At 68.4% G+C, this 12956-nt stretch carries 10 protein-coding genes; 3 read left to right on the top strand and 7 right to left on the bottom strand.

The genetic code is table 11. The features are described 5' to 3' along the window. The first annotated feature begins 151 nt into the window (after positions 1-151). Positions 152-625, top strand: a complete 474-nt coding sequence (locus ACH4U8_RS17355; RefSeq protein WP_360304781.1) for a hypothetical protein — start codon at positions 152-154, stop codon at positions 623-625. A 1690-nt stretch (positions 626-2315) separates the two neighbouring features. Beyond that, the gene (locus ACH4U8_RS17350) at positions 2316-3623 is read left to right on the top strand and encodes a S8 family serine peptidase (protein WP_395778630.1); all 1308 of its coding nucleotides are present in this window, start codon (positions 2316-2318) and stop codon (positions 3621-3623) included. Between the two features lie 24 nt (positions 3624-3647). On the opposite strand, the gene ACH4U8_RS17345 is transcribed toward ACH4U8_RS17350, so the two are convergent. The 7 genes from ACH4U8_RS17345 to eccB all read right to left on the bottom strand — a co-directional run bounded on the left by ACH4U8_RS17345 (position 3648) and on the right by eccB (position 11500). Next, complete coding sequence (locus ACH4U8_RS17345) at positions 3648-4742, bottom strand: hypothetical protein (RefSeq protein ID WP_395778628.1); 1095 nt, start codon at positions 4740-4742, stop codon at positions 3648-3650. Positions 4743-4778: 36 nt separating this feature from the next. Further along, positions 4779-6929 carry a hypothetical protein gene (locus tag ACH4U8_RS17340; RefSeq protein WP_395778627.1) on the bottom strand — a complete coding sequence of 717 codons (2151 nt, stop codon included), beginning with the start codon at positions 6927-6929 and terminating at the stop codon, positions 4779-4781. A gap of 9 nt (positions 6930-6938) precedes the next feature. Next, complete coding sequence (locus ACH4U8_RS17335) at positions 6939-7325, bottom strand: hypothetical protein (protein WP_395778625.1); 387 nt, start codon at positions 7323-7325, stop codon at positions 6939-6941. 204 nt (positions 7326-7529) lie between these two features. Next, entirely contained in the window at positions 7530-8753 is a 1224-nt protein-coding gene (gene mycP / locus ACH4U8_RS17330) for a type VII secretion-associated serine protease mycosin (RefSeq protein ID WP_395778623.1), read from the bottom strand. A 287-nt stretch (positions 8754-9040) separates the two neighbouring features. Continuing rightward, positions 9041-9328 carry a WXG100 family type VII secretion target gene (locus tag ACH4U8_RS17325; protein ID WP_355536648.1) on the bottom strand — a complete coding sequence of 96 codons (288 nt, stop codon included), beginning with the start codon at positions 9326-9328 and terminating at the stop codon, positions 9041-9043. 100 nt (positions 9329-9428) lie between these two features. Beyond that, positions 9429-9734, bottom strand: coding sequence for a WXG100 family type VII secretion target (locus ACH4U8_RS17320; RefSeq protein WP_360304769.1), 306 nt, complete (start codon positions 9732-9734; stop codon positions 9429-9431). 287 nt (positions 9735-10021) lie between these two features. Next, the gene (eccB, locus tag ACH4U8_RS17315; RefSeq protein ID WP_379992119.1) at positions 10022-11500 is read right to left on the bottom strand and encodes a type VII secretion protein EccB; all 1479 of its coding nucleotides are present in this window, start codon (positions 11498-11500) and stop codon (positions 10022-10024) included. 255 nt (positions 11501-11755) lie between these two features. Between eccB and eccE the strand changes: the two genes are divergently transcribed. Then, entirely contained in the window at positions 11756-12946 is a 1191-nt protein-coding gene (gene eccE, locus ACH4U8_RS17310) for a type VII secretion protein EccE (RefSeq protein ID WP_379992120.1), read from the top strand. Positions 12947-12956 lie beyond the last annotated feature (10 nt).

The following is a 12956-nucleotide window of genomic DNA, read 5'->3' as shown; positions in this document are numbered from 1 at the left end:
CGCAAGCGGGGCTCGGTCGCCACAGCGACCGGGCCCCGCTTTACGTCGGTATGCCACCCCGACCATCCGAATAGTTATAACGGAACGTCAGCCTCCTCTTGCGATCCGCTGACGATCCATGGATCAATAGTCGACGCTGCGACACGCAGGCGTGTCCGACGTGCGCCGGGGAGGCTGTCGCGGCCGAAGGTCATCAAGCGCGGGGGAAGCGTTGGCTATGGCGGGATCCGGTTTTCAGATCAGCCTGGAGATGCTCGAAAAGTTCCAGAGCGCGCTGGAGGGCGTACTGGCCGACTTGGTCGGCCCGGACGCGGGGGCCAACCCGGGGGAACACGGAATCGGTGCGGGCGACTTCGGGGTGTCGTTCGCCGAGGCCCCGATGATGGGCGCGGTCGTCACCGCGACGGCGACGCAATTGCGGCAACTGATCGACAAGTTGCAGGACCAGATCACGGCGATGAAGTTGGCGATCAAGGTCACGGGCGTGAACACTGCCGACGTGGACGACGACACGCGCCGGTCGCTGCAACAAGTGATGCAGCGGATCACCACCGGTGGACAGGCGCCCGTGGTGGCGGGCTCGGCGCCGGGCACGCCGCCGGTGCGCAAGGGGGCCGTGGAATGACGCGACTACGCGATCCGGGCGGCGTGGGGGGAATCTGATGGTGCATGCAGAAGGAGCGCCGACCAACGGACCGGGCGGCGGGGAAACCGACTTCGACAGTTTCTCGCTGGAACAACTGCAGGCGATGATCGCGCAGGCGAATCCTTCGACACTGGGCAAGTACGCCGAGAAGTTGAACGGCACGGCACGGCGGATCCAGACCGCGACGGAGGGCCTCAGCCAGTGCATCAAGGCTCTCGACGGTGTCTGGGAGGGCCCCAGCGCGGACAGCTTCCGCGCTTGGGCGGGCGGTCTCACCGCTGCCGCATCAGGACTCGGCGACTACGTCGCGGCGGCCGGCAACCACGTCAATCACGTGGGCCAACAGATCTTCGTGGCCAAGGCCCGGATGCCGGCCCGCATGGACCCCGCGATCGTGGCCAAGGCGAACCAGGGCCCGGTGGCCACGGTCTCCCTGGCCGTGACGACCCAGGCCGCCGGTGGCCCACCTCCCGGCGGCGTGGACCCGGTCAAGGCCCAACAGGAAGCCAAGGCCCAGGTCGACGCGGCCCACCGCGAGGCGGTGGCACAGATGCGGATGCTTGCTTCGACGTATCGGGTGACGGCACAGGACTTGAAGGCCCTACCGCCCCCGGCGTTTCCGGATCCGCCGGGTGACTTTCAACATGACGTCAGGTCTCTTGGTGGCCCAACCGGTAGCTCCGGTGGCCAAGCTGGTGGTGGAAGAGGCACGTCACAGTCACGTGCAGGAACAGGCCACCCTAGCTCGGGAATCTACTCCGCCCCACGAGGCTCTGCACCCAACGGCGGAGGTCCTGGCGGCGGAGGTCCCGGCGGCGGAGCAACGACGGGGCTCAATACCCCTTACGCGCCCCAACCCACCTACGTGCCACAGTCAACCAATCTGCAAGGCAACGGTTCACTCACGGCCCCCGACACCACGGCAAACGCTCCGTGGATGCCGCAGGTCTCCGGCGGTGGCCCGGGATCGGTAAATGCCCCCAACGTCAATGGTCCCGGTGTAGTGCCCTCGGGCGGTTCGAACCCGTTCTCGGGGACCTACCCCAGCACAAACGTCAGTGGCGGTCCCGGTCTGCGAGGCGGAGGCGGGAGTACCGGCAGCACACCTCTACGCGGAGGCGTCCCCGGAACGGTGCCGGGTGGCAGCGGGGTCTCGCCTCGTGGCAGCAACTCTCCGGGAACCGGCGGTGGACGAGGGTCGTTCAGCGCGCATCCGGAGGGACGCAACCCGAACACACCGGGGACCAATAGTCCGTCCGGCGCCAACTCCTCCATGCGCCCCGGAGGGATGCCAGGCTCCCCGGGTTCGGCTGGAGCCCCCGGTAGCCCGTCCTCGAACGGTGGTGCGAGCCGCAGGCTTGCCGCGTCCCGAGGCGGCTCCGTTGGAAACGCCTCGGGAACCGCGTCCAACCGGAATTCGCCCAGACTGCGAGCGCTGCCGGTCGAGGGCAGCAACCCGGCATCGGAGGCTACCGGCAGCCAGTCCTCAAGGCGATCGCCCGGACAGCGGACGCCTTTCACAGGCGGTGCCCGCTCGGAGCAGGTCCGACGTCGCACTCCGCGCGCCGAAGAAGATGACGACAATGTCTGGGACGGCCCACGCCGCCCGGGTGTCGTCCCACCGGTCATCGACTGACACCCCTCATCTCAGAAAGGACACCTTCGCCACATGAGCGGACGCCCCACCCGAACCTCCCGGATGTCCGTCACGCTCGGCATGCTTGTGATCTTCCTGATCGGCGCGGGCCAATTTGCTACGCCCGCTCTGGCCGATTCCATCCGGGCACAACAGTGGTACTTGGACGCTTGGAAGATCGATGACGTGTGGAAAACCACGCGCGGCGCAGGAGTCACAGTTGCCGTGGTCGACTCGGGCGTGGACACCACTCACTTGGACCTCGTCGGACAGATTCTCCCGAGCCTGAACACTTCGGGAGATCAAGACGGGCACGGGACTTCCATGGCCAGTCTCATTGTGGGGCAGGGCCAAACAGGTGGCGGCCAAGGTGTCTTCGGCGTTGCCCCAAAGGCTAAAGTCCTACCCTTCCGTACCAACCCTGCTCCGGTTGGAGGGGTCGATCAAACATCTTTGGCCGAGGGCGTTCGTCTCGCCGCCGACTCGCAGGCCCGAATCATCAACCTCTCAGTCGGCTCGAAAATAAATACTCCAGCATTGGGCGATGCCGTCGCATACGCGCTGAGTAAGGGAAAACTGCTGATTGCGGCCGGCGGAAACACACCACTGGACCGAAACGGCGCACCGGTGTATCCCGCCGCCTATCCGGGTGTTCTGTCGGTGAGCGCAGTCGATCGCAACGGAACGCCGGCCAAGAACAGCGTTCAGGGGTCGTGGATCTCACTGGCAGCGCCCGGAGAAGACATCCCAAGTGCCTGCGTCACGCAGACCCACTATTGTCTCGGCACCGGCTCCAGCGACGCCACCGCCCTAACCTCCGGCGTCGCCGCGCTCGTCTGGTCGGTTCACCCCGACTGGACCGCCAACCAGGTCATCCGGCGGCTGCTCGACACCGCGAACCGGCCCAATGAGCCCATCCCCTCGGACGCCTTCGGCTACGGCATCGTCAGCCCCCGCAAGGCCCTCGCCGCCACCGACACACCCGGTCCCGCCGACGTCAATCCGCTCGTCGGCGTGCGCGGCGACAAACCCGCGCCGAGTGCTCCCGCCGGCACCGCACCAAGCACCCCCTCGGCCGCCGCGTCCGCGCCGCCGAGCGCCACCGCTCCCCCGGCCGCAGCCACCGCCCCCAAGTCCGACGACAACGACAGCCTCCTCGTGCCCGTCCTCGTCGGCACCATCGCCGCGGTCGCCCTCGTCGCCGGCGCCGCCGTCATCGCCACCCGCCGTCGCCGCGCCCGCGAGGTCGCCCGCCGGCAAGCCGTCGCCGCGCCTTCCTGGCCCCCGGCACCACCGCCGACCTACTACCACCCGGGCCCCGGCCCCTACGACCGCCGCTGAGCCCGTCTCCGCAGGCGACCCCACCTACTTCGCCGCCACCGCGCAGGCCGCCGGTTCGGGGGCGGCCGCCACGATGGCCGCCTTCAGCTCACCCACCGGGCGCAGTCGGTCATCCAAGCGTTCGAGCACGCGGACGGGGGCATCGTAATCGGGGTAGGAGCGTGGTTCGCAGCCCCACTGCAAAGCCTTTCCGCCGGATAGTTCGCTGTTCACCGGGCTCTCCGGACCACGGAGAAGAGAGTGCATCTTCGTGAATCGAAGGGCCCGTTCGCCCTTCTCGTTGAAAACGTCACACCACGACACGATGTCGGGGTCGGTGCGGAAGCTTTCTCGGGTCCAGCCGGCGGTGTTCGGGATGCCGAGATCCGCCGCTGCGATCGGCAGACACGTTCGGTCGTCTCCGAGCGGCGTTCGTCGGACCGGCCCGGCGGAGATATTCGGCTCCTGTATCCGCTCGTCACAACCGATGAGTTCAAGCGAGCGATTCGTCAACCGAGTCAGCATCGATGTCAAGATCGGCCGCACGTTCTCCAACGGGGCGTTGTCGGACCGGATGATGCCGACCTTGGCGAACTGCGGCGTACCCCGAAATCTCTGTGGCGCCTTGGCGCATTCGGGCATCCGAAGCCACGCCTCACTGTCGGTGACCGCTCCGCTGAGGCCGCCGCCGAACGGGGTTGCGCCACTTGGGAAATCTCGCCGGATCGCTCCTTCGACGTTCGCATTGCCCAGCGACATCGCGAAATCGAACGTCGCCCTGGCATCACCGTCAGGATGGCTGATCAGGGTTGATTGCGCACGGACGGTACCGGGCGTCACAGGCACCTTGACCTGGCAGATCGCCAGTCCGTTGGATTTCTCGGACACCGATTCGACGGTATCGAAGGCGCGTACGTCACCGTGCTTGCCCCCCGCCGAACCACTGACCAGACGAACAACCTCTGCCCCGGACAGTACGTCAAGGCAAACGCGCTTCGGTGCGGAATAGACTTTTTTCTGCCACGGCAGTTCATGGTTGCGCCACAAAACAAGGCCGCCGGCAACCAGTGAGATGCAGACTGCAAGTATTATGATCAGCCCACGCTTTTTGCGGAACGAAATCGTCGGACCGGCGGCCATTCGTAAAACCTTTCGCAGTCGAGCACCATGGGCGAATCACTGGCCAAGATTTGACTTTGCGGTCGCACTTCCGGTCACATAACTGTCGTGGGAATTGTGGATCCAATTCTCAAGCTGCTCCCTGAAATACGGGGTGCCCGATTGGGGGTTATTGGTCGCCCACGATCGCAAAGCCGCGTCCAGACGATCCTTGTTCTCTCGGCGAAGCGCCTCCACATCCAGGGCGGTTCGCTCGGCGATCTGAGCACTCTGGTCACCGTACCAACCGTCGGTGAACAAGTTGACCGACCGCTGCGCCACGTCGCCCAGAAATGCAAATTGCGGCGGGAGAACGTATCCCGCCAGCGCGTTCGAGCCGCCACCCACTCCGTGATACCAGTATTTGCTTTCCCAGTTCTTCGCGCTGTCCTGATCACCGCCCTGATCCTTGATCACCTGTGCGCGGATTTCATCCAACGCCCCCAACGCCTCGGAACCGCTTTTGATCTCATTCTCGATCCGCAGCGGATCCCCCGCCGGGGTGACCGACAACGTGGCACCCGTATAGGCCAGTTCCTGATCGTAAATAGACCGGAAAGCCTCAGGGTTCTCGGCAGTCCCCTTGATCACCCGGACCAGGTCGCCGACATCGAAAAAGGCGTTTCCGCCTTCATTCTGAGCGAGGCTGCGGTGGGTATCCTCCACGTACTCCGAGAGGATGTTCGCGACGCTGTCACTCATGCTTCCCGGGACTGCTCCGCCCAAGGAGGCGTGGCTCCCGAGGTAGGCGACGGAGTCCTTCGCGATGCGTCGCATCACATCGTCGTGCGGCAACATCGGAGAGTCCGGCAGCCCCACACCGCCCGTCGGGATTCGGCCGGTCGTGGCGGCCTGTAGCGCGTTCCCCAAGGCGTCGAAACTCGTCGGCTCACCGCCGCCGCCGACATGGTCCGGGATCGGGTCGCGGCCCTTGAACAGGTAGTCGAGTCGGGCCGGGCCGCCGTCACCGAAGAAGCCCTTCGCCGCTTCGGGGTTCCAACTCATCGCGGTCAGTACGCCGGTCACCGGGTCGTAGCCGCTGCCGGGGCGGGAGAGGTCCAGGCCGAAGCGGGGCGGCGGGATGAGGGTCGTGCTCCAGATCGACGGCTTGCCGGCGGCCTTTTCGAACGCGATCACCTCGTCGGCGGTCTGCCGAAGGAAGCCGGTGTCGTACGTGCCATGGCTCAGCAGCGTGCCCAGCAACTGGTAGCCGTAGACCGTGGCCCGGCCCGGGTAGGCGTCACCGTCGCCGACCCGGACGAACCGGCGGCCCGCCTCCGTCATCGAGGCCATCCACGCCGGGTCCTTGGCCAGGCGCGGACTGGCCGCGGCCAGCGAGTTGCCCAGGTCGGTCTGGAGTTGCTTCAGGTCCGCGAGCCTGGGGTCGTTCCTGTCTCCGGCGGCTATCCGCGCGTTCATCTGGGCGATCAGGCCGGTGGCGTCGTAGAGACCCGTCGGCTTCATGCTCCGGGTCAGCGCCTCGGCGAAGTTCGGGTTGCCCGAGTTCGCCTGCATGATGTTGCGCAACAGGTCCAGATCGCCCGCGTCCAGCGAGGACAGGCGGGTGAACAGGTCGGACGCACGCTTGGCATCGGCCTCGGCGCCACCGCCGAGCGCCTCGGGTGAGTCGAAGGTGCTCGCGTCCTTGCCCCGCGTGGCCCGCAAGGCCGCCGCTCCCCGCTCGTCGGCGTCGCCCGCTCGACGCAGCAGGTCGGTGATCCGACGACCGATCTCCTCGGCGTGCGAGCGCTGTTCCGCCGTGTAACGATCACCGGCCTCCTTGCTCACCTCCTGCCCGGGAGCGACCTGCATCGGCGGCCAGTTGACCGAGCCGTCCGCCGCGATCACCAGCTTCTTGGCCGCCGCCTCCGCCTCGATGCTCCGCAACTCCTCACGCAGCTTGCGAAGATCACCGTTGACGTCACTGAGCACCGAGGCGACCGCCCGACTTTCCAGCGTGGCGTTCTCCAACTGCTTGTGCACCGTGTCGATGCGCAGGCCGGCGAACGTGGCGGAGAGTCCCAGCCATGTGCCGCTCTTGATCGGCCCCGACAACTCGGTTCCCAGGCGGAGTTCGACGCCCTGCATCTGTCCGGCCAGGGTGTCCCAGTACGCCACGGCCGCCGACAGGCCGTCGAGGTTGGCCTGTCGAAACTGTGCGAGGTTCATCGCTTCTCCTCAGGAGCCGAACAGGTTGGTGTTGACGTGCTCCGTGTGCCGGTACCGGTCGGCATTGGCGCGCAGGGCTTCCGCCGCCAGGGTGAACTGGGCCGCGGCGGAGGCTGCCTGCAAAGGCCAGTCGTGGGCCAACTCGCGCAGCGCCGCCTGCATCGTGAAACCCTCCAGCCCGCCGGCTGCCGTTTGCGCGGTGGCGTCGGCGTCCCGGTTGATCTTGAGGATCTCGCCCTGGAAACCGTCGGCCGTGCCGGCCAGGCGGGTCAATGCGTCCGCTTCCACATACGTCCGGCCGGGCACGTCGAACGAGCCGGGATCCTGGATCGGCGGAACACCCGGAGGCGGGTTCGGTGGGCCGGCCGCGGGCTGCCGGGAACCGGGCGGTGCCACGGGCGGGTCGCTCTTCGGCGACTGATCGGGAAAGGCGATACGACTCAGGTTGGTATCGGGTACGCCCTCTGACACGTTTCCCCCAGCTGCTCTGGCGAGATCCTCGACGAAGCCTCACCGGCCTCGCCGAAACGACGAATCGTCGACGCGCCGTCGCGGTGACCGACCTGCCGCCGAACGGTTGCGTCGGGGTGCGGTGGTGCTTCAGCCGGACGCGCGGCGCCTGCGGGCGTCGCGGATGACGGTGGCGGTGCAGGTGACGACGATGGTGAGGCCGATGGCCAGGAACAGGACGACCGAGGCTTGGCGGCGGTCGCGGTCGGCGCGGGTGGGGCCGTGGGCCAGCGGGGCGACGTTGACGAGTTCGGTGCTGCGGTCGACCTGGGGGTCCGGGACCGGGGCGAACGCGGGGACCACCGTGGAGTTGAGGGCCCGCAGCGGGTCGACCACCCCCCAGCCGACGCCGACCGTGTGGCCCGGGGCGCCGCGCTGCGCGGTCTGCTCGATCAGCGTGATCACCTGGGCCGCGGTGTAGTTCGGGTGTGCCGAGCGGATCAGCGCCGCGACCGCGGCCACGTACGGGGTCGCGAAGGAGGTGCCGTCACCGCGGCAGTGGCCGCCCTTGGGCACCGTCGACCACATGTCCACGCCGGGGGCCAACACGCCCACGTACGGCTTGTTCTGCGAGAACGGCGCCCGCTCGTTGTTGCGGTCGGAGGCGCCGACGCCCAGGACGCCGGGATACTTCGCCGGCCACGAGTCGAGGTTGTCCTTGTCGCCGGAGTTGCCCGCGGCGGCGACCACGACCACCTGCTTGGCGATCGCGCGCTGCACCGCGTCGCGCAGCTTGACGCCCGGCTCCTGGCCGCCCACGGTGTCCTGCGAAATGTTGATCACCGTGGCGCCGCCCGCCACCGCGTAGTCGATCGCCGCGGCCAGGCTGTCCTCGTTGCCCTTCGTCGCGTCGTCGCCGCCGTTCTGCCGGATCGGCAACAACATCGCCTCCGGCGCCAGACCCACGAAGCCGGTGTCGATCGCCGGGGTCAGTCGGCTGCCCGGGCGGGCCGCGATGATGCCCGCGGCCATCGTGCCGTGGCCGTTGGTGTCGTCGGTGCCGTTGGCCTTGTCGTTGAAGAAGTCCTTGCCGGGCACGATCGCCGGACCCAACTGCGGGTTGTCGTCGTCGATCCCGCTGTCGATCACCGCGACCGTGACGCCCTTGCCGGTGGACTTCTGCCACAGCTCGTCGAGCAGGACGCGTTGCAGCGACCACGGCTTGCCGGGCATCGGCTTGGACGGATATTGGCAATCACTGCCCGCGAGCAGGCCGGTGTCCGCCGGCCCTGCACCGACCACCGCCGACCCCGCCGGCAGCAGCAGGCCGAACGCGAGAAGAGGTGCCGCCCACCGTCGCCGCACGGGTCGCATCGGTTCGTTCGCCTTCCGGATCACCACCGGGCCGGGCCCGGACTCCCGGGCCGGCCAGGTCTGTCGTGTAGGTGTCCCGGCCCCCGTGAGACCGATGACGGACGCGGGAGGAGGCGGGCACCGGCCCGCCTCCTCTCACCGCGTCACAACGATGGCACCGGCCGCCGACCCGGCGACTGCCCCCGGACCGATACCGCTGTCGCCGATACCGAAACCACGTCGGTGGCGCTGTCGAACGAGCGCCACCACGCCGGGACGGATCGCCGGTGCCCCCGGAATTCCCGGTGTCAGTGCCACATCTTGGCGTTGGACGCCTCGGTCTGGCGGTACGCGTCGGCCGCACGCATCAGGCCGTCGGCGATGCCGTTGAGCGCGTCCTGCAGACCCTGCGCGTTCTGGTCCCAGCTCGCCTGCTGCACGAGGTAACCCTCGCGAGCGTCACCGGACCACGACTCGGTGACCGGCGCGATGTCCCGCTTCAGGCCCGACTGCATGTCGGCGAGACGAGCGTTGAGGGCACGAATATCGGCTGCGGCCTGTTCGAGCGCAGCAAAAGTGACAACTACCTGCGACATGCTTTCTCCCCAGTGTCGGATGACCGGCTTGCGACCGGGGCATCGCCCCGAGCAGTACGAGAGCGAGTACGACCGCCTGCGACCGAGAGGCGAACCTCGGTCAGAACATCAACTTCGAGATGTTGCCGGACACGGTCGTCTCGGTCTGGTCGTACGAGTTGGCGTTGTGGCCCATGGCCCCGGAAATGGCATCAAGAGCGCGCTTGACGCCGAGCGCCTTCTGCACGGCCTGCTCCTGCAGCGGGTCGAACTGGGTCCGGGCAGCGCCCTGCCACTGACCCTCGATCGCGTCGACCTTGCGGTTCATCTCCTGGATGGCCGCTTCGAGGTCGGTCGCCACGCCCTGAACCTTCTTCGACAACTCCGCCAACATCTGCGGAGTGATCTTGAACGCTTCACCTGCCATGTTTCACCATCCCCCATGAGACAGACGTGCGCGAGGGAAGGCTCGTGTCACCCGTGTCGGGTGCCCCCGCACCAACGTCACCGTTGCGACGTCGTGGGAACTCTAACCGCAACCCGGGACGCCACCCAAGCGACGCCCTACGCATGGTTACGGAACCTTGACCCGGTCGATACCACTGCGGCCTTGTGCAATGCGCCGGTCTGCACTGGTGCCTTCCGGTGTCTCGGGGTCGAAAGTCGTCACCACTCACGACCCACCCGACGCTACCCCAACTCCCGCACCCCGGCTCAGGAACCCTGGGGCTTCTTCGCATCGGCCGTACTCAATTGCGGGCCCCGCGAGACCAGTTCGGACCACGCCCGGGGCAACGCCCGCACTTCCACGCCCTTGTAGCCCAGGCGCTGCTTCGCTTCGCTCTCCTGGTTCGAACCGGCCGGCGCGCCGCCGGCCTGCGCCTCCTCGGGCACCCGGTAGCGCAGCCCGGAGTCGGCCACCAGGTAGGTCGGACCACCCTCGTCGGGCGTGCCGGTCACCTCGCGATACAGCGCCCCCGCACCGGGCTTGACCCACACGCCGCCCATGCCGTCGACCAGTTGCTCCGGCGGCCGGATCCCGGCGGACTGGCTGGTCACCGGCTGATTGCCGCGCCACTCGCCGGAGAACGTGTTGCACACCACGTTGCGCGGCAACTCCAGGTCGTTGCGCTCCACCCGGTTCATCGGCGTCGGCGGGATCTCCGGCCAGCCCTTGTCCGCGGCGAACGTGCGGTCCTGCACCACGGCGCCGCCGAGCGTGCCGATGTTGACCGGGAACGCGACGGGCTGGATGTTCCCGTACGCCTCCCGCGCCCGGGGGTTCGTGGTCAACAGCACGGCGGTCAGCTCGCTGACCGGCATCACGCCCTCCTTGGTGACCACGTAGTTCTGCCGCTGGGCACTGCCCTCGGCGCGCAGCACGATGCCGACCTTGTTGTACTGCCGATCCAGCGGCAGTTGGGTCGCCTTGCCGTAGTCGGCCGGCATCGGGTGGTCGATGGTGCCGCCGTCGATCAGCGTCGCCAGCCACGCGTCGCCGACCGATTGCGCGGGTATCCCGATCAGGTTCAGCGCGACGATCACCGTCGGCGCGTCCACCCGGTAGCGCTTGCCCTGGTAGACCAGGTACTTGTGCTGGGTCCGGTCCTGGACGAACAGCGCCTCGCCCGGCCGCAGCCCCCCGTCCGCCGCGGACGCGCCGATGAACACGCTGCGCTGCGGCTCGCCGGCCGGGTCGGGCCTGCCGTCCTTGCCGACGGCCGGCCGCTCGCACACGGTCCAGGACTTGCGCTCCTTGACCTCCTTGGCCGTGGGCAGCCGGTCCGGCGCGTTCGGAATGCCCAGCGGCGCACCGTGACTCACGCTGTTGAGCTGCTTCTCCGGGACCATGTTGACCTTGAACTTGCCCGGGTCGAGCAGCAGTCGCCCGGAGGCGATGTTGAGCACCGGGTGCAGCTTGCCGTCGAGGAAGACGTACCGGCTCGCCGAGTCGCGGCCCACGATCAGGCTGCTCTTGTCCTTCCAACCCGGCGGCGTCCCGGGCTTGATCAGCCCGACCACCCCGAACCCGACCAGCACCAGCATCGCGACCACGATGCTCGGCGTGACCATGCGCATCGGTTTGGGCGCGTTCTCCTCGGTGCCACCACCCGGCGCCGGTTGCAGGAACGCCGCCACCATGCGGCGGCGCGCGAAGATGTACGCCTCAAGTTGCTCGCGGCGCGATGCCATCGTTCTCCCCGTGATCGACCGTGCGCTCCGGCTGAAGGTTCTATCACCGACGCGGCCACAGGGTCGCGGGCAAACCCCCGGGCCCGTACCGTACGGTGTGCCGCACCCGCCGTGACAGCCGGGCGACGGCATACGGGGACAAGTCGTGAGCATGGGGGATCTACAAACGTGGCCGCACCCGCGCCGGTAGGGACGCATCGGCAGACCCGCCCACCCACACCCGACGGGACGTCACCACCGCCGCAGCGTGCCGTGCTGCGCGTGCACCCGCGCGCCGGCCGGATCGGCGGCGTCCTGGTCCAGCAGATCGTGTTGATCCAACTCGGTGTACTGCTGGTCGCGATCGGACTGGCCACCAATCCGGCGGTGTTGATCGGCCTGGGCGCCCTCGCGGTCCTGCTCGTGGCGCCCGCCCTGGTGCGGCTGCGCGGGCGCTGGCTCGTGCAGTGGTTGCCGATCGTGTTCGACTTCCGCCGCCGGCACCGGATGCCGGCCGTCCCGGACGACGCGGATCCGGTCCTGGTCCCGGTGCTGGAGTGCGCACCGCAGCTGGCGACGAGTTCGGTCACCGACCGCGACCGCCGCTCGATCGGCCTGATCGGCGACGGCACCTTCCTCACCGCCGTGCTGTTGGTCACCTCGCGCGACGAACCGCTGCGCCCCACCCGGGCGCAACGACCGCTGCCACTGCCCACGATCGTGAGCACGCTCGACGTCGACGACGTGACGCTGGCCTCGGTCCAGGTGGTCCAGCACACCCAGCCCGCGCCGGCCACCCACCTGCCCGAGGAGGCGCTGGCCACCCGGTCGTATCGCCAACTCGTCGAGCAGGGGCTGCACGACGTGCCGGCGCTGCGGCTGACCTGGATCGCGCTGCGCTTCGAGCCCGAGCTGTGTGCCGGAGCGGTCGCCGCCCGCGGTGGCGGCGAGGAGGGGGCCCAGCGGGCGTTGCTGCGCGCGGTCAACCAACTCGCCGGCAACCTGACCGGTGCGGGCTTCGACGCCCGTGCCCTGGAGGAAGCCGAGCTGATCCAGGCGCTGGCCACCTCGTGCAGCGTGAACCGCACCACCCGCCAGTACGGGCGCGGCGGCCGGCGCACCACCGAGTCCAAGCGGGCCTGGCGCTGCGACGACCGGTGGCACACCACCTACTGGGCCAACCGCTGGCCGCAACTGACCCAGGGCCGCACCTCCGACCTGGTGGGCGCGCTGACCGCGACACCGGCGATCGCCACCACCTTCGCGTTGACCGCCACGCACGGCGTGGGCGGCACCACCGCGCTCACCACACACGTCCGGATCGCCGCCCGCTCGGGCAGCGAACTCGCGGACGTGACAAGGCAGTTGGAACGCCGGGCCCGAGCCGAGAAGATCGGCCTGACCCGACTCGACTGGGAGCAGCAACCGGCCCTGCTGGCCACCCTGCCGCTCGGTGGCCTGTCGTGACGAACCGGCA

Source organism: Embleya sp. NPDC020886 (assembly GCF_044333915.1).
In the GTDB taxonomy this organism is placed as follows: domain Bacteria; phylum Actinomycetota; class Actinomycetes; order Streptomycetales; family Streptomycetaceae; genus Embleya.
This window is presented reverse-complemented; position numbering and strand designations above follow the sequence as displayed.